This window comes from Paenibacillus sp. FSL R5-0636 (assembly GCF_037974255.1).
Classification (GTDB): domain Bacteria; phylum Bacillota; class Bacilli; order Paenibacillales; family Paenibacillaceae; genus Paenibacillus_AQ; species Paenibacillus_AQ odorifer.
In genome coordinates, this window is sequence record NZ_CP150232.1 from 1579520 (window position 1) to 1605476 (window position 25957).

At 43.8% G+C, this 25957-nt stretch carries 23 protein-coding genes and 2 pseudogenes; 22 read left to right on the forward strand and 3 right to left on the reverse strand.

Features of this window, described 5'->3' with window-relative positions:
• Positions 1-307 precede the first annotated feature (307 nt).
• The 3 genes and pseudogenes from MKX34_RS06920 to MKX34_RS06930 all read left to right on the forward strand — a co-directional run.
• Complete coding sequence (locus MKX34_RS06920; RefSeq protein WP_326058296.1) at positions 308-487, forward strand: hypothetical protein; 180 nt, start codon at positions 308-310, stop codon at positions 485-487.
• A gap of 101 nt (positions 488-588) precedes the next feature.
• On the forward strand, positions 589-1407 hold the full coding sequence (locus MKX34_RS06925; RefSeq protein WP_081384105.1) for a DUF5071 domain-containing protein: 819 nt from the start codon (positions 589-591) through the stop codon (positions 1405-1407).
• A 101-nt stretch (positions 1408-1508) separates the two neighbouring features.
• Positions 1509-1664, forward strand: a pseudogene (locus tag MKX34_RS06930) (sigma factor-like helix-turn-helix DNA-binding protein); the annotation flags it as partial.
• A gap of 469 nt (positions 1665-2133) precedes the next feature.
• Here MKX34_RS06930 and MKX34_RS06935 read toward each other — a convergent pair.
• Complete coding sequence (locus MKX34_RS06935; RefSeq protein ID WP_036675840.1) at positions 2134-3183, reverse strand: LacI family DNA-binding transcriptional regulator; 1050 nt, start codon at positions 3181-3183, stop codon at positions 2134-2136.
• Positions 3184-3383: 200 nt separating this feature from the next.
• On the opposite strand from MKX34_RS06935, the gene MKX34_RS06940 reads away from it, so the two are divergent.
• The 8 genes and pseudogenes from MKX34_RS06940 (at position 3384) to MKX34_RS06975 (ending at position 10077) form a co-directional block, all read left to right on the forward strand.
• The gene (locus tag MKX34_RS06940) at positions 3384-4382 is read left to right on the forward strand and encodes an ATP-binding cassette domain-containing protein (protein ID WP_076104756.1); all 999 of its coding nucleotides are present in this window, start codon (positions 3384-3386) and stop codon (positions 4380-4382) included.
• Positions 4382-5044 carry a methionine ABC transporter permease gene (locus tag MKX34_RS06945; protein ID WP_036675839.1) on the forward strand — a complete coding sequence of 221 codons (663 nt, stop codon included), beginning with the start codon at positions 4382-4384 and terminating at the stop codon, positions 5042-5044. The genes MKX34_RS06940 and MKX34_RS06945 overlap by 1 nt, the downstream gene beginning before the upstream one ends.
• Before the next feature lie 24 nt (positions 5045-5068).
• The gene (locus MKX34_RS06950) at positions 5069-5923 is read left to right on the forward strand and encodes a MetQ/NlpA family ABC transporter substrate-binding protein (protein WP_036675837.1); all 855 of its coding nucleotides are present in this window, start codon (positions 5069-5071) and stop codon (positions 5921-5923) included.
• A gap of 83 nt (positions 5924-6006) precedes the next feature.
• On the forward strand, positions 6007-6384 hold the full coding sequence (locus MKX34_RS06955) for a tautomerase family protein (RefSeq protein ID WP_076297793.1): 378 nt from the start codon (positions 6007-6009) through the stop codon (positions 6382-6384).
• A gap of 20 nt (positions 6385-6404) precedes the next feature.
• Positions 6405-7400, forward strand: coding sequence for an aldo/keto reductase (locus tag MKX34_RS06960; protein ID WP_076178995.1), 996 nt, complete (start codon positions 6405-6407; stop codon positions 7398-7400).
• Positions 7401-7421: 21 nt separating this feature from the next.
• Positions 7422-8849: a Sapep family Mn(2+)-dependent dipeptidase gene (locus tag MKX34_RS06965; protein ID WP_076297794.1), complete on the forward strand. Its 1428-nt coding sequence runs from the start codon at positions 7422-7424 to the stop codon at positions 8847-8849.
• 171 nt (positions 8850-9020) lie between these two features.
• Positions 9021-9281, forward strand: a pseudogene (locus MKX34_RS06970) (sigma factor); the annotation flags it as partial.
• A 157-nt stretch (positions 9282-9438) separates the two neighbouring features.
• Positions 9439-10077 (forward strand): membrane protein, encoded by a 639-nt coding sequence (locus MKX34_RS06975; RefSeq protein ID WP_036675832.1) that lies wholly within the window; start codon positions 9439-9441, stop codon positions 10075-10077.
• A 55-nt stretch (positions 10078-10132) separates the two neighbouring features.
• Here MKX34_RS06975 and MKX34_RS06980 read toward each other — a convergent pair whose 3' ends face one another.
• Positions 10133-10549: a MerR family transcriptional regulator gene (locus MKX34_RS06980; RefSeq protein ID WP_036675831.1), complete on the reverse strand. Its 417-nt coding sequence runs from the start codon at positions 10547-10549 to the stop codon at positions 10133-10135.
• A gap of 120 nt (positions 10550-10669) precedes the next feature.
• On the opposite strand from MKX34_RS06980, the gene MKX34_RS06985 reads away from it, so the two are divergent.
• From MKX34_RS06985 to MKX34_RS07010, 6 genes are all read left to right on the forward strand, one after another.
• Positions 10670-11719, forward strand: coding sequence for an NAD(P)-dependent alcohol dehydrogenase (locus tag MKX34_RS06985; protein ID WP_036675829.1), 1050 nt, complete (start codon positions 10670-10672; stop codon positions 11717-11719).
• 567 nt (positions 11720-12286) lie between these two features.
• On the forward strand, positions 12287-13687 hold the full coding sequence (locus MKX34_RS06990; protein ID WP_076098906.1) for a sugar ABC transporter substrate-binding protein: 1401 nt from the start codon (positions 12287-12289) through the stop codon (positions 13685-13687).
• Between the two features lie 78 nt (positions 13688-13765).
• Complete coding sequence (locus tag MKX34_RS06995) at positions 13766-14689, forward strand: sugar ABC transporter permease (protein ID WP_038569373.1); 924 nt, start codon at positions 13766-13768, stop codon at positions 14687-14689.
• Entirely contained in the window at positions 14686-15555 is an 870-nt protein-coding gene (locus MKX34_RS07000) for a carbohydrate ABC transporter permease (RefSeq protein ID WP_036675824.1), read from the forward strand. Before MKX34_RS06995 ends, MKX34_RS07000 begins: the two co-directional genes overlap by 4 nt.
• 280 nt (positions 15556-15835) lie before the next feature.
• Positions 15836-17233, forward strand: coding sequence for an MATE family efflux transporter (locus MKX34_RS07005; protein ID WP_076297795.1), 1398 nt, complete (start codon positions 15836-15838; stop codon positions 17231-17233).
• Positions 17234-17555: 322 nt separating this feature from the next.
• Positions 17556-18362, forward strand: a complete 807-nt coding sequence (locus tag MKX34_RS07010; protein ID WP_179089351.1) for an ATP-binding protein — start codon at positions 17556-17558, stop codon at positions 18360-18362.
• 104 nt (positions 18363-18466) lie between these two features.
• Here the strand turns inward: MKX34_RS07010 and MKX34_RS07015 are convergent, their stop codons facing one another.
• Entirely contained in the window at positions 18467-19504 is a 1038-nt protein-coding gene (locus MKX34_RS07015) for a LacI family DNA-binding transcriptional regulator (RefSeq protein ID WP_076098905.1), read from the reverse strand.
• A 465-nt stretch (positions 19505-19969) separates the two neighbouring features.
• On the opposite strand from MKX34_RS07015, the gene MKX34_RS07020 reads away from it, so the two are divergent.
• From MKX34_RS07020 to MKX34_RS07040, 5 genes are all read left to right on the forward strand, one after another.
• Positions 19970-20890 carry an ABC transporter permease subunit gene (locus MKX34_RS07020; RefSeq protein WP_076297833.1) on the forward strand — a complete coding sequence of 307 codons (921 nt, stop codon included), beginning with the start codon at positions 19970-19972 and terminating at the stop codon, positions 20888-20890.
• A gap of 17 nt (positions 20891-20907) precedes the next feature.
• Entirely contained in the window at positions 20908-21789 is an 882-nt protein-coding gene (locus tag MKX34_RS07025; RefSeq protein WP_036675818.1) for a carbohydrate ABC transporter permease, read from the forward strand.
• A gap of 61 nt (positions 21790-21850) precedes the next feature.
• On the forward strand, positions 21851-23464 hold the full coding sequence (locus tag MKX34_RS07030; RefSeq protein ID WP_051490876.1) for an ABC transporter substrate-binding protein: 1614 nt from the start codon (positions 21851-21853) through the stop codon (positions 23462-23464).
• A gap of 57 nt (positions 23465-23521) precedes the next feature.
• On the forward strand, positions 23522-25003 hold the full coding sequence (locus MKX34_RS07035; RefSeq protein WP_076297797.1) for a glycoside hydrolase family 32 protein: 1482 nt from the start codon (positions 23522-23524) through the stop codon (positions 25001-25003).
• A gap of 21 nt (positions 25004-25024) precedes the next feature.
• The gene (locus MKX34_RS07040; protein WP_076141173.1) at positions 25025-25918 is read left to right on the forward strand and encodes an ROK family protein; all 894 of its coding nucleotides are present in this window, start codon (positions 25025-25027) and stop codon (positions 25916-25918) included.
• Positions 25919-25957: the final 39 nt, after the last annotated feature.

The window sequence follows — 25957 nt, forward strand, 5'->3', positions numbered from 1 at the left end:
ATTAAACAGTCGATACGTGAATAAAAGGCATATGAAAAAGAAGAAAAAGCGCTATACATAGAAGGACGTAAAGAAGAAACTAAAGATAATAATGAAGAAGTTCATTACCGATTAAATGAATTTAAATCCATTATTAGTGAAACGCTCAGCCTTGATGACAAAATTTCTTTCGAATCACTGTACAAGAAGGATGATTATCCCGAGTTTGTTGAACCTTACGTTAAGCCACTTCCGGCTAATCCCTTACCAGTGAGAGAAGGCTTCTTTGCAGGAGTTGCTATGGAAGCCTCTTATGTGGAAAAGGTACTTGGCCTCGGGAAAAGAAGCGCTTCTAAGATCTATTGAAGCAGCGAAGAATGCATACCACTATGCCCTTAATAATCATGAGTCTATTCAAAATAAAATAAATGATTTAATTACGGGAAATACCTTATTTCCGCAAAATATCCATATAAAAACAAATGCTAATAAAGTCCATACTATTTAACAGAAATACTTATGAAAATATCAGTTCCAGTCCAAGTTCAAAAATAGTTTTAAATTTGATTGAAAAAATGAATTTTTTACCAAAAAGGGAGGGAATCAATTATGGGGAATTTACCTCTAAGTAAAATGGATTATGAGAGTATTAAAAAATTAAAGCAATTAAATAAAAATGATCTTTTAGATCTGATTGAAGGGTTATCGATATATTTAAAGGATAGGAATTTTCCTATATTTGAAGATGTTGTGGATTTATTACTTAATTTTAATAAGGAACTTATTCCACTCATCAATAGAATATTCGAAGGGGAGGAAAGTGATTGGAAATTAAATGTTTTAGAATATTTATTGCCTCAGTTTCCTATTGGAGTTCTTATTGAACTAGAAGTCAGTTTAATCAAGCTTGTTGAAACCCCAACTACATTAGATAGGGAATTAGAAGTTGATATGGCTGCTAAGGAAGTGTTAAAAAAACTCAGGCTTAAGGATGGAGCCGACCCTATCAATATGATTTTAGGTAGGAGGATAAAGATGGAGATCAAAAGATTAATCCCGAAAGATAAAATGGATATCGAGTCAGTAAATAAATTAAAAGCATTGGATATAAATTTAATTAAACCGATTATTCCTGATTTATTAGAGTGGACCGCAGATGCAAATTGGCCTACTTCAAAAGAAATTGGGAAGTTGCTGCTTCCGTTAGGCAGGGAATTAATTCCTCATCTCAGGAAAATTCTCGCTTCTGATGACGACTGTTGGAAATATTCAATACTTGTAAAGTTGGTTATAAATCTACCGAAAACTGTATTATCGGAGATGGAAGCTGACCTTAAAAGATTAGCCTTTAACCCAACTGAACGTGAAAAACAAGAATTAGTCGACGAAGAAGCAGCCGATATTTTATCACTTCTATATCAAATATGAAGAGTACTGAGGAGTGTTTTCCTATATTTCAATATGCAAGGGCACGTTTATTGTTTTATCAATAAATGATACTCTTGTATTTTGAAAATATTTTAGATAATATTGTCTTTGGCCAATTTGGATTGGATACAGGTGGGGAAGAGCGGACGCAGCGGGAGATTGCTAAGGAGTTGGGGATCTCGCGGAGTTATGTTTCGAGGATAGAAAAAAGGGCGCTGATGAAGCTGTATCATGAGTTTTATAAGGCTAAGCGGTAGGGTCTTAGATAATAACTAAATAATCACTATTGAGTGTTTTAGAAGCGACTTGCCAATAAGGGAGTTGCTTTTTTGTTAAGAAAAGTAAAGAGCAGTGAAAGTGATGATATTTCAATGTAGAGACGGACTAATGGGTTTAATAATCAAAGTTTAACAGTCGAACCGAAGGAGATATTAAACTCAAAAAGAATGGGGATTAGGCAACTTGTTGATGAGATCTCTAAGAGGATTGGTTAACATAAAAATGGACAGCATGTACTTGCTTTATCAATAATGTGGAATTAACTAGATATATATGTAAAAATAATTAATTTCTTTTATAATGTTCATTTGAGGTAAGAGGTTCGCTTGAGAAGAAATTCAGAAGACCGGTAAGAACAAAGACCAAAAGTATTAATAAAGAATTTATTAGTATTGGAGTTCCCGGAAAAACAACACAAGTCCGGAGAATGAATCCGGATTGTGTCGATTATAAAGGGCTGGATGAATGGAAGCCGCTATAGCTGGTGGAAGACTCACGTATAATCAGCTGAGGCGGAATAATAATTCTGGTAGGTTCTGACTGATCGCCGTTGATTCGTTTGAGCAGCAGCTTGGCAGCCTCGCTTCCCCATTTATCCTGGAATACGGAAACGCTGCTTAGACCAGGCTTGGCAGTCTCCGTTTCCTGTACATTGTCAAAGCCAACGATGGCCATATGTTTCCCAGGCGTACGTCCTTGCAACTGCAGGCCGATCATGGCGCCCAGGGCAATGACATCATTGTTGCAAAAGCAGGCGGTTGGCGGATTGTTTAACTGCATCGCCTCTTGCACAGCGCGGGTGCCGCCGTCACGGTTGATCGGGCTTGTAATGATTAGAGCGGGATCGATCTCCAATCCAAATTGCTGCAGGGCTTGGCAGTAACCGGCAAAACGCTCCTTGTAGGATGTGTTTCCCTGAGGGCTGCCGCCCAGATAAGCGATGCGCCGGTGCCCTTGCTCGATGAGATGGCGCACGGCCATTTCGGCTCCCAGCCGATAATCTGTCCCGACATAGTCGGTATTCACGGTATCAACCTCACGTCCAATCAGCAGCGTGGGGATGTTTAGATTTTGCAATTTGGTGAACAGGGCGGGCGATGTAGAGGCGACAGGAGTCATAATAATGCCGCACACACGGTGCTCAAGCATTGTTTCCAGCACACGCTCCTGCTTTTCGGTTGATTCAAAGCTCATGCCCAGCAGCACATTGAACCGCTGTTCGTATAGAACATGCTCAATATGCGTCAATATATGTGGATAAAACGGATTTTCGATATCAGTGACAATAACGCCTATCGTTGAGGAACGCTGTAATCTAAAGCTGGCGGCTACGCGATCATATACATAGCCGAGCTTTTCCATGGAGTCCAGCACCTTTTTGTGTGTACTAGGTTTAATGGATTTGCTGCCGCGAACGACAAGAGAGGCGGTTGCTCTCGAAACGCCGGCATCATCGGCAACATCTTGTAGTGTAACTCTTTTTTCTCTAGAAACCACAAACTTTTCCTCCTCTCAACTACCTTCCAGTATATCATAATTCATTTGACAGAAAGGTTTAAAAAATAGTGTTGACAGGCTACTGTAGAGCTGATAACATAAATCAAAGTAAACTGATAGGAATTGTTTTAGGTTAAAATTAGATCGATCTAATTTATTTAGAAAAAGCATTTTCTGGGTGCATGAAAGGAGTGGATAGGATGGTCGGACAACTGGAGGGCAAACCTACGGAGCTTGTCGGTTCAGGCATAGAAATTCGTGATTTATTTAAATCATTTGGAGGTAGGGAGGTTTTGTCTGGTATTAATGTCAACATTACGGACGGGGATATTTTCGGACTTGTTGGGGTGAGCGGCGCAGGCAAGTCAACGCTTTTGCGCTGTATCAACGGTCTGGAGACCTTTGACCGCGGCAGCTTGCATGTCAACGGAGTTGAAATCCGCAGCATGCGGGGAGCAACACTACGCAAGTTTCGCAGCAATATCGGCATGATCTTTCAGCATTTCTCTCTGCTGGAGCGAAAAAATGTGTATGACAACATTATGTTTCCAATGAAATGCTTTGGCTACAATAAAGCGGTGGCTGATGCGCGCGTGAAAGAGCTGCTGCAGCTCGTGGAATTGACAGACAAGGAAAAGGCACTGCCGCGCGAGCTTTCCGGCGGACAGAAGCAGCGGGTTGCCATCGCCCGGGCGCTTGCTATGAACCCACGCATTCTGCTTTGTGATGAAGCGACAAGCGCACTTGATCCCAACATCACCAAATCCATTCTGGGTCTGCTCAAAAAAATTAACAAAGAGCTTGGCATCACCATTGTCATTGTGACGCATCAAATGGAAGTGGTAAAAGAAACTTGCAACAACATCGCGGTGCTCAGCAAGGGTCAGTTGCAGGCTGCCGGAGCGGTGCAAGATATCTTCCTGGAAAACTCCGGTCATCTGAATGATTTCCTGGGCGCACATGAAGTGAAAACTGGCGAGGATAACATTCTGTTTGAGCTTATTCAGCGACCAGGTCAGGAAGACATGCTTTCCCGCTTCGCCTTGTCAACAGGGGTGCCGTTTGAAGTTGTATGGGGCGGACTGGACCGTTATGTGGACAGTATCGCGGGGGCGTTCACCTTATCGGTCAGCAGGCAAGATTTTGACAAGGTCAGGGCCTATCTGGAGCAGAGCGGCATGGAATGGAGGAATTTGTAATGTATCAGTACGATTACCAGACTCTGCTCGATAAAATCATTTTTCCGGGGCTGCGCGATACGCTGATTATGTTGGGCGGCACCGTTGTGACCTGTACCCTGTTCGGTTTCATCTTGGCACTCATTCTCATTACTACAGATGCCAAAGGACTCAGGCCCAACCGAGCAGTCTACGAGACCTTCAGCGCCATCATTAATGTGCTGCGTTCTGTACCCTTTATTATTCTCATTATTACAATAATTCCGTTAACTCGCTTTGTTGTGGGGACGACCATTGGTACAACAGCTGCCATTTTCTCCATTACCATTGTAGGCTCTCCGTTACTGGCGAGATTGCTGGAGGGCTGCTTTAAGGAGGTGAATCCGAGTCTGATCGAGGCTGCTAGGTCATTTGGCGCATCCGATTGGCAAATAACATTTAACGTTATTGTCAGTGAGGCGATTCCATCCATCATTTCAAACTTAACGATTGGTTTTATTTCGTTGCTGGGCTTTACAGCTATGGCAGGGACCGTTGGAGCCGGCGGGCTGGGGGCAGTTGCGCTTTCCTATGGCTACCAGAATTTCAATGACACGATTATGTACACAACCGTTGTTATTTTAATTGTTATTGTTCAATTTATACAACTGGGCGGGAATATGTTGTACCGCAAGTTGAAATAAAACATCAGAAATGAGGAGTTTTACATGAAAAAACAGGCAACTGCCAAGCTGATTCTGATCATGACCACTGTCATTGTGCTGCTGGTCGGATGCTCTCAGTCATCCAGCTCATCCTCCGACGCACAATCGGATGCAAAGTCCCAAAAAATTGTGATTGGCGTGATTGCCAGGGAGCAGCCGGATATTGATTATGTGGCCGAAAAGCTGAAGCCGGAAGGCTATCAAATTGAGACGCAAGTCTTCAATGACAATATTGCTTTGAACAATGCGACTGCAGACGGCAGTATCGATGCCAATTATTTTCAGAATGAAAAATATATGAACAGCTTCAATGAAAGCAACGGTACAGAGTTGGTCGCTTATGGCCCGAATATTTATACAACACCGGTGCTGTTCGTATCCAAGAAATACAAAACTGTGGATGAGCTGCCGCAAGGAGCGAAGATCGGCATTGCCAACGATTCTGCCAACAGGGCGCGAGAACTGCAACTATTGGCGGACAATGGGCTAATCCAATTGCGCGAGGGTATTGACCTGCCAACAGTACTCGATGTTGTCGAGAACAGCAAGAAGCTCGAATTCGTTGAAATTGATCCGCGCAGCCGCGTAGGGGCTTTTGCTGATCTGGACGCCATGACTGCGCCGGCTATTACGGTAGCTCAAATGAATGATCCCCAGGTGACGATTGATACGGCGCTGCTACAGGAAACACCTGAGGTGTACAAACAATATGGCGGTATTTTGCTGGCTATTAAGAAAGGAACTGAAGAGAAGAATAAGGAATGGCTGGATGCTATCGTATCGGTGATGACTTCGAAAGAATATTCGCAATGGCTGCTGGATACGTACAAGGGAGTCAAGAAACCGTATAACGAATAATGCATCCTGAGTAATGGGAATGCGGAAATAAGCAAAGCGTTTGTCTGAAAAAACTAACTATAATGATAAAGGAGTGCTGAACCATGGCAACTGTATTGGCATACGCAACGACATCTCTGAAGGAAGAACAAAAGACAAAATTGGTATGTGAGTTGGGCACGGCAGTAACAACGGGTCTTCGCCTGCCTCCGGAGCTAAGAACTATCTCCTGGATCGAACTTCCACAGGCATCGACAACACCTAAGGACTTTTATGAAATTACATTTTTTGTATACACCGCACCAGGAAAACCAGTTGAGGCGAAGCGGGACTTGGTTCGTAATCTGCAGGAGACTACGGATCGGGTGCTTTCCGGCTTGCAGGTAAAAACGATTGTCATCATTAAAGAACACGCCGATGAAAATGTGGGTGTAGGTGGGCAGCTCCGGCTGGATATTGTTGCTGCACAGGCGAATCAATAAAGTGGGAGGATACAGTCACGATGAGATATAAGGAGATTGGACAGAGCGGCATACAAGCCTCTGTCGTTACTTTCGGCGCTTTCGGTATTGGTGGAGGATTCCAGTTCCCAGATACCAATGATACGCAATCGATTCGCGCCATTCATGCCGCGCTGGATCTGGGCATCAATATAATTGATACTGCCCCGGTTTACGGCTTTGGGCACAGTGAGGAAATCGTTGGGCAAGCGATCAAAGGCCGGCGGGATAAGGTCATTGTTTCGACAAAATGCGGCTTGTGGTGGGGTGACGAGGAAGGCAGTTATCGTTTTACCTGGGACGGGCATCGCGTGAAGCGGAATTTGAGCCCGCGAACGATTCGCATGGAGGTGGAGCAAAGCCTGAAGCGGTTAGGGACGGATTATATCGATATTTACTATACACATAATCCGGCGATGGAGCCTTTTCTAACACCAATTGAAGAAACGATCGAGGTGCTGATGCAACTGAAGCAGGAAGGCAAGATTCGCGCCATAGGCGCGTCCAATTGCGAGCCGCATCACGTGCAGAGCTACATCGATTATGGTGAAATCTCAATCGTGCAAAAAAAATTCAATATGCTGTCCAGAGAACCCGAGCAGGCGATCCTGCCTCTGTGCAACGAGCACCAGATTAGCTTCCATGCGTATTCGCCGCTGGCGCAAGGGTTACTGACAGGACATATTCGGCCTGATCATGTGCTGGAGCCGAACGATCCCCGCCAGAACGATGCCTGGTGGCATGGACGCAACCTGAAGCTGGCCACTGAGTTTGCCGGCGGTCTGGTTGAGATCGGAAGTGAATATGGGGTTAGCGCCAGTTCTATTGCCGTAGCCTATTTGTTGAACAAGCATGCCAATGTCAATGTGATTTGCGGCATTCGCAAGGAAAAGCACCTTCATGAGAATATTGCCGGTGCCGAGGTAGTACTGCCGCCAAATGTCATAGCTGAGCTGGATTTCCGTCTACAAAAGCTGGAACTTGCAGCCGAGCTGTAAACCTGAAAGGGGTGAGCGATTATGACCAGTATGGAGCTGGACAAGCAGGTTGAACAGTTTCTAGCCGATCATCAAGCGGCGATTCTCGAAGATATCAAACGTCTGATTCGTGTGCCGAGCGTGGGCACCACCTTTCATCCGGATAGCCCGGAGCCTTTTGGTGCCGAATGCGCTGCTGTATTGCGTGAGGCGGAGCAGTTGGCCGCGCGGGAAGACTTGTCGGTAAGGGCTTTTGCTGGCTATGGCATTAAGGTGCAGCTGGGAGACAGTGAGGAAGGCATCGGCTTGTTCGCCCATCTGGACGTGGTGCCCGCAGGGCGGGGCTGGAGCTTTCCGCCCTTCTCCCCGTTCGAGAAAGATGGGTTTCTATTTGGCCGAGGTGCGATGGATAATAAATCGGCTGCTGTGCTTGCGCTTTATGTACTGAAGTTTTTCAAAGAGACCAGCGTGCGGCTGGATCATAATGCTTATGTATTTCTGGGCGTCAACGAAGAGAGCGGCATGCGGGATATCCGCTATTTCCTGTCCCAGCATCAGTCGCCGTCCTTCGGGATTGTTGCTGACGCTTATTATCCGGTATGCTATGCGGAAAAAGGGATTGTGCGAGCCGATGTGACTGGAAGCGCGTCCGACGACAGGTTGCTGTCCTTTCAAGCTGGCGAGGATTACAATATGGTGCCCGCTGTTGCGGAGGCCCGGTTGCGCGGATTAACCTCATACGAAGTGCAAAAGCTGCGGTCGGAGGGGTTTGAAGTCGCGGAGCTAGAGGGGATAGCGGTTGTTCGCGCGCAGGGTAAGGCCGGGCATGCGGCGTTTCCTGCCGGGACGCAAAACGCGGCAAGAAAGCTGGCGGGGGCGCTCCTTGCGCATGAGCTGGTTGAGGATGCTGCGGCGCGTGCTGTGCTCACTTTTTTGTCACAAGCGCTGGGTGACCCTTACGGGGAGGGGCTTGGTATCACTCACAGGGATGAAACGGGTCCTACCACCAGCAATGCCGGCATCGTAGCGTGGAATGAGGGAACCGTTCGGATCGGAATCGATGTCCGTTACGGTCTGTCGCAATCCGCGGATGCGCTGCGGGAGCAGTTGGCAGCCTACTCGCGGCAGCATGGACTGTCACTGACTGAGTGGACGGACAGTCCGCCACACTACATGGACAAGGATGACCTGATCATAGCGGCCTTATGCAGGCTTGCCAACAGTGAGCTGGGCTTGTCGCAAGCGCCCTATGCAATGGGTGGGGCAACGTATGCCAGATGGCTGCCGCGCACAGTAGCCTTCGGCCCGCTTCGCACCGATGTACAGACTCCTTTTCCCGAAGGAAAAGGGAGCAGCCATCAGCCGGACGAGGCCATGCGCATCAGCCAGATCTGGGACGCATTCAAGATTTATATTAAGGCAATTGTGGAAATTGACCAGCTGCTGAGTGACCAAGAAGAGACTGGGTGAGGTGAGCAGCGCGGCGGGTTTCAGATAAGAAAATAAATATACACTTTTTATGCCCACGCAACTTGGCTGCCAAGGTTTTTAGCAGACATTAGAAGCTGGGCTTATTTTCATTTTCTGTGATAATAAAAAGACTTGGCTTCGAACTGGACAACTCTTTCTGTTGGGGCGTGGATCTCCATTGGCACAATCGGCCTGATTAAATCTATTGAGTGCTATCGTCCAAACAAAGGAACAAGGTTAGCCACATTTGCTGCTCGTTGTATTGAAAACGAAATCCTGATGCACCTGCGTTCGCTCAAGAAAACACGTAAAGACGTATCCCTACATGATCCAATTGGGACGGACAAAGAAGGTAATGAAATTACACTTATAGATATTCTTGGCTCCGAGGCTGATGATGTCATTAAAGAAGTAGATCTGAAATCGAAAAAGCAGTGTTCCCTTCAAAATAATGCTCAGTGCTGACCGATCTGCTTATCCAAATCATTGAATACTATCAATAAAGATAACCGTCAAACAATAGAATATATGATATAATGACGTGGTTGTTGTATGGTGCAATTTTAATATGAAAAATAGGATGGGCAATATGAAGGGTTATCTTTATAACGTTGATAAAAAACGATTGATTATTATGGTTATCGGCAATGTATTTCTGGGCATGGGAATCAGTATTTTTAAGCTGTCCGGCATGGGGAATGATCCCTTTAGCGGCATGGTAATGGCACTTGCAGAGTGCGTCGGTATAACATATGCAAATTTTCTGATCTTGCTGAACCTGGTATTGTTTGTAATCGAATTCATAACCGGACGAAGGTTTATTGGAGCCGGGACTTTTGTAAACGCAATCTTTTTGGGATATATCGCTACGTTCTTTCATAGTACTTGGCTATCTCTGTTGGGCGAACCTCAGCTGTTATGGCAGAGGGTGGTCGTCGTAGCGATTGGCGTGGTGGTATGCAGTTTTGGGGTATCCTTGTATCAGACATCGGCTGTGGGAGTAGCTCCTTACGACAGCCTGTCCCTGATTATGAGGGATAACTTCCCGAAAATATCTTATTTTTGGCACCGGATGTTTACGGATGCGCTTTGTGCTTTGATTTGCTTCCTGGCAGGAGGCGTTATAGGCTTAGGAACTCTAGTGTCCGCACTTGGTCTGGGACCCATTATTCATTTTTTTGATGTGAATTTTACGGAGAAGCTGCTGGCAAAAAAGCGTCCAAATTAAGAAAGGCGGGGCAGATCAATCTGCCCCGCCTTTACTGTAATTTGAAGGTTCATTTCTAATGAGTAAATGCACTCTTAATGTTATTTTTTTTATGAACATCTTCCGTGCCGCTATCCAAGGCGGTCTTGTAGTAGAAGCATTTATGTTCTATGACTTCCATCGTTTTTCTTAATTCTTCCATCTGTGCTTCTACGGAAGCTTTTCGCTCCAGGAACATGTCATATCTCTGCTGCAAGGTGGAGTCCCCCTCAGAGCACCACTCAATGAAATGTTTTATTTCCTTAATCGGCATCCCGGATGACTTCAGGCATTCAATTACTTTTAAAGCGTCCATATCCGTTTCTTTGAAAACGCGTTTCCCGCTGGGGGTTCTTTCTATAAAAGGCAAAAGCCCCTCCTTGTCATAGTAACGCAGGGTATGTGATGTCATATTAAAGTATTCTGCAACTTCACTTATGGAGTATGTCTTCATCATCTATCTCCAGTCTTAATTATATTTTGTGCTTGACTTAGAGTTAACTTTAAGTAATAACATAGGTTTTGTAAAGTCGGCATTACAGTTTTTTATATTAACTAGAAGAGAGGTTTCACTATGATAAAAGTTAATGCACGCGCTACATTCAGTCAGGAAGGCCCGTTCAAGCTAACTACAATCGAACGCCGGAATCTGCAGCCGCACGATGTTCTTATAGAGATTAAATACGCGGGCATTTGCCACTCGGATATTCATACAGCCCGCGGGGAGTGGGGACCGGTTAAGTATCCACTTGTTCCAGGGCATGAGATCGCCGGTATTGTCAGCCAGGTCGGTTCCGAAGTTACAAAGTACACAGTTGGCGATCGTGTAGGGGTAGGTTGTATGGTTGACTCCTGTGGAGAGTGCAGTAATTGCCAGAAAGGTGAGGAGCAGTATTGCCTGAGTGGAAATACGGGCACCTATGGAGCTATCGACCGGCACGGTCACTATACACAGGGCGGATATTCCACGCACATCGTTGTAACAGAAGACTTCGTGGTCCGGATTCCTGACGCTATTCCGCTTGACGCGGCTGCACCGCTTTTGTGTGCAGGAATCACCACCTATTCACCGCTGCGCCATTGGGGAGCCGCTCCCGGCAAAAAAGTAGCTGTAGTGGGTCTTGGCGGGCTTGGACACATGGCTGTGAAGATTGCTCATGCTATGGGAGCTGAGGTTACTGTGTTATCACAGTCACTGAAGAAGAAGGAAGACGGATTGCAATTAGGAGCGGATCATTATTATGCCACAAGCGATCCGGAGACATTTAAGCAGCTTGCCGGTTCATTCGATCTTATTGTGAATACAGTAAGCGCACAGATTGATATCGATGCCTATCTTTCACTTCTGGCATTGGATGGTACATTAGTCAATGTCGGTGCGCCCGCTGATCCATTGGCAGTTAACGTATTTTCGCTGATCGGCCACCGCCGTTCGTTTGCCGGATCGATGATTGGCGGAATCCGTGAAACGCAGGAAATGCTTAATTTCTGCGCTGAACATAATATTGCATCTGAAATCGAGGTCATTTCTGCTGACCGGATTGATGAAGCCTGGGAGCGTGTGCTTGCTTCAGATGTCCGTTACCGGTTTGTCATCGACATCAGCACGATGGGGAATGAATAAGAGACGCCTTCTTTCTTGACGTCGGTTCGTGTCCACAACCTCAAGAAATTCGATAACATAGCGGGAAATCGCAAGGAGCTGGAAAACTCACGCAGTTGTGTTTCGAGAATAGAAAAACGGCGTTGCTTCATACAGCAGCGTAGTGTATAAATGCTAAATAGGCAGAGCAGTGCTTCTACCATTGGGGTAGGAGGGCGGCTCTGCTTATTGTCGTTACTGCAAGTGAATATTTTGGATCAGCTGATTCTGCTGTTTTATGAAAAAGATGATTCTTTAAAGGTTGGAATTTTTAAAAATCAGGTTGAAAAATGCTATTTTCCCTAATAGAAAATCATGACACAATAACAATAAAGCGCTTACTTCATTAAAACATCCCAAGTTCATGAAGACTCTATACCACTTTTTGAAAATATTTACGATATTAAAAGTCGTATCGGCTGGCCGAAATTTCGGATTCCAAGCAAAGGTTGGAATTATTAAAAAAAGTTGGTACTAAACGTTTAACTCAATAACTTAGGGGGTCAAACGGTTGGACATATCTATGTGATTATGAAGGGGGAGAGGGAAATGAAGGTAGGTAAAGCATTCGGGGTAGGTATTCTTTCAACTGCACTAGCATTAAGTGTCATTGGCTGCGCGAAAGATGAGACAAACACAGCAACCAAGGCAACTGATGGACCCAAAGCATCTGAGAACGCCACCTCCAAGCCTGAGGAGAAGGTCAAAATTATCTATTCGATGTGGGGAAGTGCGGAAGAGGGAAATGTAACCCAGGGAGTGGCGGATAAGTTTAATGCTTCTCAAGACAGAATTGAAGTAGAAGTACAAGCAATTCCTTGGGAAAACTACATGACCAAGCTGAATACAATGGCTACGGCAGAGCAATTACCTGATACAGGGATGCTCAGAGAAGATGGGGTCGTTCAGTGGTCTACCCAAGGCATGCTGAATGATGTAAATACAATGTACGAAGGAAGCGACAGCAAACCACTGGATAGCCTAGCCTACAAATATCAAGGGAAAACCGTAGCCTACGCGGCTGCCAATGAAATCTTACTCCTCTATTACAACAAAGATATGTTCGACAAAGCCAATGTACCCTATCCCCCAGCCGCTCTGGATAAAGCGTGGACATGGGAGGAATTTGTAACAACAGCAAAGAAGCTGACCCTTGATAAAAATGGTAAACATCCTGATGAGAGTGGCTTTAATGAGCAGAGTATCGTTCAGTTTGGCGCATCCGTTGAAAACTTACCATGGCAGCTTGAGACCTGGGCGCTTGGTAATGGTGGGGGGTTCTATTCGGGTGATGGGACTGAGGTGAGAATTGGAGAAGACGCCAGTATAGAGGGAATTCAGAAGGTTGCAGATCTTTACTTGAAGGATCATGTTGCTCCGTTGTCTGTCGGACAGACTGATGATGGCATTCAACGAACCATTATCGCGGGAACTGTTGCCATGGCTACTAACGGTGCGTGGAACGTGGGAACTAGTCTCAATACGGCTAAGAATGAAGGCCTGAACTATGGCGTTGCAGTATTGCCTTACATGAAGGATAAGGTTACCCTCAACACGGGTGGCGCCAATGTCGTGTTCTCCCAGACTAAGCATCCAAAAGAAGCGATGGAATGGCTGAAATGGTACAACTCAGAAGAAAATAACTGGGGCCTCATTAGCTCGGGAATCTGGATGCCGACACTGGAGAAGTGGTACACGGATGAGACCCTTACCCGTAAATGGGTCGAAAATCCTAACTTCCCTGTTTATGACGAATATAAATCTGCAGTAGTCGATTATGCGCAATCACCTGCTGTGAAGCCCGCAGCGTGGTTCTATACGAATCATACGACGGAGTTTAACACCTTACTCGGGTCGGTTCTAGGGGATGTATGGACGGGAAAGACGACCGCTAAGGATGCTATTTCTAAAAATCTGGATGCGTTGAAAGCAGCCCATTTAGGCAATTAGTAAAATCCGCAAAGAATGGCCGTTGCCAAGCTCACACCCGCGGCGGCCATATTATGATCTTCAGGTGGGGAGATAGAGATGGAAATGATTAATAAATCTCCGAAACGTCGTTCACGTATCCATGCAGGTGAGGCACGAGCCGCGTATATATTATTGATCCCTGCCTTCATTGGCCTGATCTTTCTAACGTATCTACCTCTTATTGGGGTGCTCGGGATCAGCTTAACGAATTGGACGGGACTTTCAGACCCCAAATTTGTTGGCTTCGAGAATTATATTAATCTATTTACCACTGATCCTTATATTAAAGATTCTATTATAGCTACGGTCTACTTTGCCGTCTTATCGGTAGTTGGAGGTATGATTTATTCACTTTTTATTGCGATGCTACTGAATCGAAAAATTCCGGCAAGAGGGTTTTTCCGAGCTGTTTTCTATGTACCGTACGTTTTGCCGGCAGCCGCAATATATGTAGGATGGTCTTGGTTATACGAAGCTAATTTTGGATTTTTTAACTTTATTCTCTCTGAGATTGGTTTGAACAAAGTTTCTTTTATCGCGGATTCCAGCTATGTCATTCCATCTCTATCCTTGATCTCGGTTTGGCTGTCAGGTAACTTAATTGTTATTTTCTTAGCTGGGCTGCAGAATGTTCCGGTCGTCTACCATGAAGCGGCTGAAATGGATGGTGCGAATGGATGGAAACGATTCTTGCATATCACTTTACCGTGCATGTCGCCCATTATCTTTTATAATTTGCTAATGAGCTTGATTGCCAATCTCCAAATTGTTACGCCGGCTCTTTCATTAACGAATGGCGGTCCGGGTAATTCTTCACGATTTTTAACTTATCTGATGTATGATCAAGCTTTTGTAAATTATAAATTGGGGTATGCTTGTGCGACAACGGCAGTTATTTTTGTTATTCTTGCAGGCTTTACTGGTGTATTATTCAAAACCTCCAACCTATGGATCTTTAATGAAGGAGGCGATGACAAATGAGTGTAGCCACATACGGAAGATTAAAGAGTAAAAAACGTAATAATCAATGGATGAACCTGATCTCGTTTGTCGTTGTCATTTTTTTTACTATACTCGTGCTCTTTCCAATCTGGTGGATATTTCGCACGTCGCTCATGTCGAATGCCGAGATATACAAATATCCGCCTTCACTGCTTCCAGGAAATTGGTTGTTTTCAAACTATGCAGAAACACTAGAGATATTTAAGTTTTGGAAATATTTATGGAACACCATGATTATTATTGTACCCGCTTGTTTGGCAGGAACCTTTACAGCGACCTTATGCGGTTATGCCTTTGCAAGACTGCGTTTTCGGGGCAAAAAATTGATTTGGGCTCTTTGTGTCGGTTCGATGCTTCTACCTGCCATGGTTACACTCATTCCGCTATATATTGGATGGACGAGAGGCTTAGGAATTCATGACAGCTATCTGCCGTTGATTTTGCCTTATTTCTGTGGTGGTGGCGCTTTTAATATCTTTTTGATTAGGCAGTTTATCATGTCTATTCCGAGAGAGCTTGATCAAGCAGCAACGATCGATGGCGCTGGATATTACCGCATTTTGTTCAGCATTATTATGCCGGCCATTAAATCTGCTATGATCGTCGTCGCATTATTTATCTTTATCGGTTTATGGAATGATCTACTTCAACAGATGATTTACATAAACTCAAGCGATAAGTATACGATAGCCTTGGGACTAACCGCCTTTAGAGGCCAACTAAAGCAGGACTGGTCGCTGACGATGGCGGCTACGTGTATGTCCTTTGCGCCGGGTGTCATTTTTTATCTGATTGGTCAAAAATATTTCGTAGAAGGAATCACGTTGACGGGACTGAAAAATTAGCTCCAATGGCTAAAGATAGCGCACTGTAATCTGCTGTGAAGTATTAAGGGGGCACCTTTCTGCTAAGGCTTAAGTTCCGAGCCGGGCGGTATAAGGTGCTCTTTTTTTGTGCTGTGAAAATATAAATTTAAAGATAAAATCCTTTATGAGATAGAAACAATCCCTTTTGCGGTAGTTGCTAGCCATCCTGTCTTATAGACTTGTTAATGTAAGGAGTCCCGTAAATCTTTGAACGAGGACTTCGCATATTCAGTCAAAAGAAGGAGAGAAAATCCACATTATGAACACTGTAACACAGATAAACAACAGCAAAGACAAGCAGACGCATTTTATTCTCAACGGTAATCTATGGAATATTATGGTCCAGTTATCATGGCCCGCTATCATCGCAATGGTTCTCTATGGCTTAAATGCGGTTATTGCCGCTGTATTTGTGGGAAGGTTTGTCGGAGAGGAAGCACTGGCTGGGGTTTCGGTAGCTTATCCTTTAACCCAGATCAGCTTGGGACTGGGCTCCTTGATCGGGGTGGGTGCCGGTTCTGCTTTAAGTTTAGCCCTCGGCAGGCAGGACAAAGAAATGCAGAAGCGTTTGATGGGGAATGTTAATTATCTGTCCATCCTTGTAACGCTTGTCTATATGGTGTTAGGTTTACTTTTCTCCACACAGCTGGTGCGAATTATGGGAGGAGAAGGGGAAACTCTGGCTCTTGGAGACAGCTATTTTAGAATTACGGTGATCGGTTCATTTTTCTGGATTTATGGACTGGCTGCCAACATGATTGTGCGTGCCGAAGGGAAAATGAAATCGGCAGCCGTGGTAATGGGCATTGGACTGGCAGTTGATGTATTGTCCAATTATATTCTGGTAGCCTGGCTGGATTTTGGAGTAGAGGGTGCTGCCTGGGCTACAAATATCGGGATGCTGGTCTACACCTTGCTGGGATGGATTTATTTTGGCAAAGGATTTGCCTCATTCCGAACGAATGTCTTTGCAATCTATCGGGATGCTGCCACAATCAAATCCATAGTTGGACTGGGAATGTCCTCCTTCATTATGAACTTTATGAATCTGGTACAGGCTGTTGTAGTATTTAATGCACTGTCGAGATACGGGACTACAGCAGATATTGCATTTTATGGTGTGGTTTTCCGTGTATTCACCTTCCTGTTGACGCCGATATTCGGATTAATGCGCGCCTTGCAGCCAGTCATCGGCATTAATTTTGGAGCAGAACAGTATGAGCGCGCCATCAAAGCCTATAAAATATTCACACTCGTCTCCATGCTGCTGACTTTGCCTTTCTGGATAATTTCCATGATCTCGCCGGCTTCCATTCTGGGACTAATGCTGCCGGATCAAATCTTTAAGAGCAGCGAAATGTTATATTTCCGGTTAAACATGGCGGTTCTGCCGTTATTGTCGCTCATTTTTATGGCCATGACCTTTTTCCCTGCGATTAATAAAGGGAAGCCGGCGGCCGTTATCGGCATCACCAGACAACTTGTTTTTTATGTGCCAGTGATGCTTGTTTTGCCAAGATGGTTAGGGGTCTCCGGAGTATATTGGGGTTCGCTTGTGATTGATTCTGTGGTTGTAGTGTGGACGGTAATCCTGGTAACTAAGGAATTCACCCGGCTCAGAGCTAAGTCCAAGCTATCCAGGACTTACAATATGTGAAGGCAGGATGCTGGAACCCCTGCTTTGCCTGGATGGACGATTTAATAGATATACCCCGAAAGAGCCTTGGAACTATAAGGCTCTTTTTTGTGCTACTGGTTGACATTATAAACAAAAAGAAAGTATGATATTTTAAATCGTAATAATTACGAATAAATACACTGTGGAAGATGAATTGATTTGTGGATAATGAATGGTCACAAGCCGGCTCTATCGTTCCTCACGAGGACTTCGAACGGCAATTAGCGCAGGTTGAACTGGATTCAGAAAGGATCTTTTGGATTTCTTGAAAATAACCATTTTAAAGGAGCTTTAATAAATAATGAACAAAAGCAGCAACAATCAACGTCTACCCAGAGCAAAAGGGATTGATATGGGTACCTATTATACACCCAAAGAATGTGCCAAAAAGGTTAGACATCTCGTCCTACCCGATATGAATCGAAAGATTGTCGAAGAATTCATTACGATCTTAGGTATGAGGGGAAAATTTGAAGAACATCGAGTTCCCATTCCCAATAAAGTGGTAATGTATGGTCCACCGGGCACAGGGAAAACACTTACGGCATTTTATATGGCGCAAATGCTGGAGCTTCCACTTATCCTAGTTAGACTTGATGCAATTATTCACAGCCATTTGGGTGAGACTGGAAGTAATATCCGGAAAATATTTGAGTATGCCAAAGCATCTCCTTGTGTTCTTTTCCTGGATGAGTTTGATGCCATTGCAAGAACACGGGAGAGTAATGACGAGGTTAAAGAAATGGCCCGTGCGGTGAATACACTGCTGCAATGTCTCGATGATTTTGGTGACAATAGCATTTTTGTAGCAGCGACGAACCTAGAAAATGAACTGGATAGAGCTATTTGGAGAAGGTTTGATACAAAAATGATTTATGCTAACCCGGATGAATCAAGTAGGCTTCAATATGTCGAACTGTTAATTAATGACTTTGAAAGTGAAGCTGGGTTGATGGAGGAGGCATGCGAACGTCTTTCCGGTTGCAGTTTTGCTGATATTGAACAAATTGTCCTGAAAGCGAAACGTAAGGCGATCATAGAGCATTGTCTGCTAAAACGAGAGCATATTGTTCTATCCTATGAAGAATACAATCCTTCCATAAACTAATTGTGGGCGATTATATATACAGGATATTGTAATTGGAACAATTCAACGAAAAAAAAGAACCCCAGCGACGGAATTATTAATCGCTTGGGTTCTTTTTAAATTCATCAACTGATATTAGGTGTAGAGTCTCTTATGATGAGTTTGGTATAAATATGAGAAACCTGATAGGGTTGCTTCGGATCATGAATTCGGGAAAGTAGCATTTCGGCTGCTTTGACACCCATCTGATTACTATAAATATGAACAGTAGTGAGATGGGGTTCAACAATGTTTGATTCAGGACCATTATCAAAACCACAAATGACGATGTCATTAGGAATGGAAAGCATGTTTTTGAGTGACTTCATAAAGGTAACCGCAATATAATCGTTAGCACACACGAAAGCAGAAGGAAGCTCATTGATTTGACTCAGCCTAGTATCTGCCCACTCCGGATTCGAAAAAAATAGTCGATCGTCATCGAGAATACATTGTGAGAGATCAAGCTGGATGCCAGATTCTATCAATGCGCGATTAAAGCCCACCCATCTTTCATTAAAGCTCCTACAGTGATTATAGTCCCCGATGAACCCCAGTGATGTGTAACCGCCATCAATTAACTTTTTTGTAAGTTGATATGTGCTATGTTCGTTTTCCATGAGAAGTACATCTGCTTGGAATTCAGGGTAGCAGATATCTGCAGAACAGTCGATGAAAATAGTTGGAATGCCTAGACTTGTAATTAGCTTACTATATTCCGAATTGAACAACTCAATACAAATAATTCCGTCTACATTGGCGACATCAAAATTATTTGGAAGAGACAGGGACTCCTGATCAATGTCTCTTATAATGTGCATGGATAAATTATATCCTTCTGCACTGATTCGTTTCTCCATGCCACTGATCAGTTTCGATCCAAAGTGGGAAGTGTTAGGTAAGTTTTCTGTTAATAAAGCGATATTTCCAGAGTTTCTTGGTTGAACACTCTCGGTGTCCATAAAAGCAAATTGTTTATATTTTAACTCTATCGCTTTCTTTATAACCTTGTTTCTAGTTTCATCAGGTATACCATTCGTTCCATTTAAGGCTTTGGAAGCTGTATTTCTGGAGATTCCTAAAGCATCCGCGATGTCTTGTATGGTTACTTTTTCCCTGGCCATCTATGTAATTCACCTCTATATTCTTGTTCTTAACCTTCGCCACAAATAGTGTACTATTTGCCATTATTCCAACTCTCTTTAATGTATATTAGTTTACTCAAAATAGCAATATGATATTTACAAATGCACAATTTAGTTTACATTTTATCGGCGGATAAGTGTGCAAAAAAGGTATTATTCTTTTCATCTTCATGAGAATATGTTGACTTTAAAGTATATAATCCTATTTAAATTGGCTGTATTTGTAATTATGTAAAATTATATGCATCATTTATGAACATAATACTTTGTCATATGCACATAAATATTTTTACAAAATGTATTGACGAACGATTAAGTGTTTGGTAAATTGTAAAAGCAGCAGGACATAAGCCAATTGAAAGCCCTTACTGCATCAAGATATAAACATTGATAAGAACGGAGGTAAAGGCATTGCAAAACCTAATAGAAGCTGAACACAGAACAATGGTGAACAAACATAAGAGCTCCTTACTAGACTATCTAAAGAAGTACTACTTTCTTTATATTTTGCTCGCACCAGCTGTGATCCTGACCCTGATTTTTAAATACGGTCCTATGTATGGTGCGATTATCGCCTTTAAAGATTTCAGCCCAATCAAAGGGATTATGGGGAGTGAATGGGTAGGCTTGTACAACTTCGAGAAATTCCTGTCATCCCCCAACTTCGAAGTTATCTTTATGAATACGCTTAAATTAAGTTTCTTCGGATTAATTCTGAGTTTTCCAATTCCTATCCTGCTTGCGTTGATGTTAAATCAAATTCGCCGTGCAGGCGTCAAAAAGAACATTCAGTTGTTCTTGTATGCACCTAACTTTATTTCTGTTGTCGTTGTGGTCGGGATGTTGTTTATCTTCTTGTCCCCAACGGGACCGATTAACCAGTTTTTTACCTGGCTTACAGGTGAACCAATCATGTTCATGTCTCGTCCGGAGTACTTCCGTTCGATCTACATTTTGTCCGATATTTGGACCGGAGCCGGTTGGGCATCCATTATTTATGTAGCAGCACTTGCTAATGTCGATCCTGAGTTACATAATGCAGCCAATCTTGACGGCGCTAATCTTCTACAAAGAATACGCCATATCGATTTGCCAACCATTCGTCCAATTATGGCTATTGTATTTATCCTTGCAGCTGGTGGGATTATGTCCATTGGCTTCGAAAAAGCCTATCTCATGCAAACGGCGATGAACTTGCCAACCTCAGAAATCATTCCGACTTACGTTTATAAAATTGGTTTGCAGTCGGGCGATTATGCCTATTCAGCCGCAGTAGGATTGTTTAACTCTATCATCAACATCGTCCTGCTCATCACCGTTAACTTTACCGTGAAGAAACTGAATGAGGGCGAAGGTCTTTACTAAGAAAGGAGCAACAAGCTATGCCCATTAAACATTCCGGATTAGATCGCTTTATCGTCGTGCTTAACGCGATCTTCCTGACACTGGCCGTACTTATCATTGTACTTCCTTTGATTTATGTAGTGATTGCATCTTTTATGGATCCATCAGTTCTGCTCAGTAAAGGATTATCATTCAACCTTTCGGATTGGTCATTAGAAGGGTATATAAAAATTCTTTCTAATCCGGCCATGATCCGAGGTTTTGGAAACTCTGTTTTATACTCTGTTTCATTTGCTATGCTTACCGTTCTCGTCTCTATCTGTGCAGGATACGCACTGTCTGATGACAGGCTCAAAGGAAAAGGATTCTTCATGACCTTGTTTATTATCACCATGTTCTTTGGGGGTGGGCTTATACCAACCTATCTGCTCGTTAAGAATCTTGGTCTGCTTGATACAGTCTGGGCGGTGATTATTCCAGGGGCAGTTAATGTATGGAACATCATTCTCTCTAGAACTTTCTTCAAAGGAGTACCGAATGAAATGAAGGAAGCCGCTAATGTAGACGGAGCTTCGGAGATGCGGATTTTCTTCAGTGTCGTATTACCGCTCTCCAAACCGATTGTTTTCGTGCTCGCTCTTTATGCCTTTGTGGGCCAATGGAATTCCTATTTTGACGCGATGATCTATTTAGATAATCCTAATCTTCATCCACTGCAGCTCGTGTTGCGTTCCATCTTGATCCAGAATCAGGTAGATCCGGGCATGATCAGCGATCAACTCGCCATGGCGGAAATGAAACGATTGTCTGAAATCATCAAGTACGCTGCCATCGTTGTTTCCAGTTTGCCACTTATTGTTATGTATCCGTTCTTCCAGAAGTACTTTGAAAAAGGTGTTATGGTCGGTTCCCTTAAGTAGGAAACAGGCTGCACATAGATAAAGATTAATTCATTCATATCTAATTTGGAGGTCATACCCTATGAAAAGAATTAAGAAATCAAGAGTATCAACGAAAGTAGCTTCTGCATCTGTACTTGCTTCGTTTATGTTCCTTACTGCATGCGGTGGCGGAGGAGGAGGGGGAAGTGCGGCTAGTAAAGAACAGGACGCCAGCGGTAAAGTAACTTTGAACTTTATTACGCAAAGCTCTCCACTTGCACCAGTTGATCCAAATGAAAAACTGATTAATAAGCGTCTTGAAGAAAAGACGAATGTTCATATTAATTGGAAGAATTTCACGAAAGACGTATTTGTTGAAAAAAGAAACTTGGCTGTGGCAAGCGGTGATCTTCCTGATGCGATTTTTAATGCGGACTATAGCGACTATGAGCTGCTCAAGCTTGCTAAAGACGGTGCCATTATTCCGCTGAATGATCTCATCGAGAACAATATGCCCAACTTCAAAAAGGTGCTGGAAGAAGCACCGGAATACAAGAGTATGATTACGGCACCAGACGGTAATATTTATGCCTTTCCGTGGATCGAAGAGCTGGGCAATGGCAAAGAAAGAATCCAGGCGGTAGACAGTATGCCTTGGATCAATGTGGAATGGCTTGAGAAGCTGGGCCTTGATATGCCTACGACAACAGAAGAATTAAAAGAAGTATTAATTGCATTCAAGACAAAAGATCCAAATGGCAACGGTAAGGCTGACGAAATTCCTCTGTCCTTTATTAACAAGCCTGGAGCAGAAGATCTGGTTTTCCTATTTGCTTCGTTCGGATTGGGTGAGAACCCTGACCATGCGGTTGTGAGCAATGATGGAAAGGTAATATTTACGGCGTCACAAGATGACTACAAAGAAGCCGTTTCTTTTATTAACGAGCTGTATAAAGAAGGACTCATTGATATTGAAGCCTATACACAGGACTGGAGTACTTACCTTGCAAAAGGGAAGGATCAGAGATACGGACTTTACTTCTCATGGGATAAAGCCAACATCACTGGAGCAAATGACACTTACGAGGTTATGCCTCCGCTTGCTGGACCAGATGGTGAAGTTAACGTAACAAGAACGAACGCGCTTGGTTTGGGCAGAGGTAAGATGGTTGTTACTAGCGCCAATAAGAACTTAGAAACGACAGCGAAATGGGTTGATCAACTCTACGATCCGATTCAATCTGTACAGAACAACTGGGGAACGTATGGAGACGATAAACAGCAAAATATCTTCGAATTTGATAAAGAAAAAGAAATGCTGAAGCATTTGCCGCTGGAGGGTGCAGCTCCTGTAGAACTACGTGAGAAAACAAGTGTCGGTGGACCATTAGCTATCCTTGATTCCTATTATGGAAAATTCACAACCATGCCGGATGATGCCAAAGGCAGAATGGATATTATCAAGAACATCATGGCGCCAAAAATGAAAGCAGAAAACGTAATGCCGAGTGTATTCCACTCCATTCAAGAGCTTGATCGCCTTACGACAATTGAGACGGATCTTTTTGCCTACGTGCTTAGAATGCGTACTGAATGGTACCAAAACGGTAAAGTTGAAGCGCAGTGGGATGAATACCTGAAAGAATTGGACCGTCTGGGCTTGCAAGAATGGCTTGAAATTAAACAAGGCGGCTATGACAGAGCAAGCAAATAATAAACTATAAATAATATACGGTAAAGACCGTGTTCGGGAGTAAAGGAGAAAACAATAATGTCTACGATTGCGAAACAAAATTACCGCGGAGTGTATCATTTTTCCCCTAAGGAAAAGTGGATGAATGATCCAAACGGAATGGTTTATTTTGAGGATGAATATCATTTGTTTTTTCAGCACCATCCAGGTGGAATGACTATGGGCGCTATGCACTGGGGCCATGCGGTCAGCAAGGATCTTGTTACATGGGAGGAGCTGCCTATCGCTCTTGCTCCAGATGAATTAGGTATGATTTTTTCCGGCAGTGCCGTAGTCGACTGGAACAATACGACTGGATTTTTTGAAGATAAACCAGGTCTAGTAGCAATTTTTACACACCATTTGGATATGCCGGAAGGCAAGCCAGCCATTCAGCGTCAAAGCTTGGCCTATAGTAAAGATAACGGAAGAACCTGGACGAAATATGATGGGAATCCGGTACTTGAACATGATACATTCATTGATTTCCGTGACCCGAAAGTATTTTGGAATAAAGATACAAATAAATGGGTGATGATTGTAGCTTGTGGTCAAACGGTGTGTCTATATCATTCTCCTGATCTGATGAACTGGACATTTGCCAGTGAATTCGGAGAAGGAATCGGTTCTCATGACGGGGTATGGGAATGCCCGGACTTGTTCCCGCTGGCCATTGATGGCGATCCTTCGAACACGAAATGGGTGATGCTAGTGAGCATCGGTGCGGATCCCGCTTTTGTGGAAGGATCAAGAACACAGTATTTTACAGGGGATTTTGATGGAGAAGTGTTCACGCCAGATGAAGATTCGATAAAAGTTCGCTGGCTTGATTATGGAAGAGATAACTATGCAGGTGTAAGCTGGTCCGATATACCGGCTGAGGATGGAAGAAGACTATTTATCGGCTGGATGAGCAACTGGATGTATGCTAACAAGACGCCAGCAGAAGAATTCCGTGGTGCGATGACAATTGCAAGAGAACTTCAGCTTGAATCAAGACAAGGGGGAACTTTTCTTGTGCAGAAGCCGGTACAAGAGTTGGAATCAGCTCGTGTACAAGTCCTTTCTATAAAAAATGCAACGGTGCAAGAAATCAATACTCTTCTTAAAGAGATTCACTTGGAATCTTATGAGATTATGGCTGAATTCACTCGGGGTAAATCTGTAGGTTTCAAAGTAAGAATTGGTGCGGATGAACAAACAGTGATCGGTATTAACGGTGAGACAGAGGAACTTTATGTAGACCGGAAGGCTTCGGGCCAGCATGATTTCCATGAACATTTCGTAGGACATCATTCAGCCAAACTCGCAGCGCTTGATGAGTCAAATGATCTCCGTATTTATGTGGATTGCTCTTCCGTTGAGGTGTTTAGTAATGGAGGTCAGGCAGTAATTACGGATCTTATATTCCCTGGACTAGAATCTAAAGGTATTGCTGTGTTTGCAGAAAATGAGAATGACTTGCTGATTTCCCTGGATATCTATGAGCTTACTCTCTCTGCTGAGCAAGACAAGAATTAGTCACCGAGAGGAGTCTTGTATATGCGTATAGGAGCGATTGAAGCTGGCGGGACGAAGTTTATATGTGGCATCGGGAATGAAAATGGGACCATTGAAGATCAGATCAGTTTCCCTACAGAACATCCTGAGTTGACGTTGCCCAAAGTTATTCAATATTTTCAAGACAAACCAGTAGAAGCTATCGGAATTGGATCGTTTGGTCCAATCGATATACGCCCAGATAGCCCGACGTATGGTTACGTTACAACAACACCAAAACCAGGTTGGGGAAATTACGATATGCTGGGCACTTTGAAAAGATACTTTTCGGTTCCCTTTGGCTGGGACACGGACGTCAATGCAGCGGCATTTGGTGAAGCCAAATGGGGCGCTGCCCAAGGGTTATCCAGCTGTTTATACTATACAGTTGGCACGGGTGTTGGTGTGGGAGTGTATTCAGAAGGCAAACTTATTCATGGTCTTGTGCATCCTGAAGGGGGGCATGTTCTTACAAGACGCCATCCTGAAGATGAATTCCCAGGGGGATGTCCCTATCATGGGGACTGCCTAGAAGGGATGGCGGCAGGTCCTGCTATTGAAGCAAGGTGGGGGAAGAAGGGACATGAACTTCCTATAGATCACCTTGCATGGGAAATGGAAGCATTTTATATTGCGCAGTCGATTACGGGTGCTATATTGCTTAACTCTCCTCAGAAAATCATTCTGGGTGGTGGTGTTATGCAGCAATCACAATTGTTTCCACTTATTCGGCAGGCCGTGCTTCAGAACCTGAACGGTTATGTTAGCTCAAGTACTATTTTAGAACATATAGATGAGTATATCGTTCCACCAGGTCTAGGCCAACAGGCGGGATTATGTGGTGCTCTGGCTCTTGGACTCACAGCACTGGAAAGTCAGATTTCTGCTCAATTGTAAAAGAATATAGAGAGGAGGTCAGTGCAGTAATGGATTGGC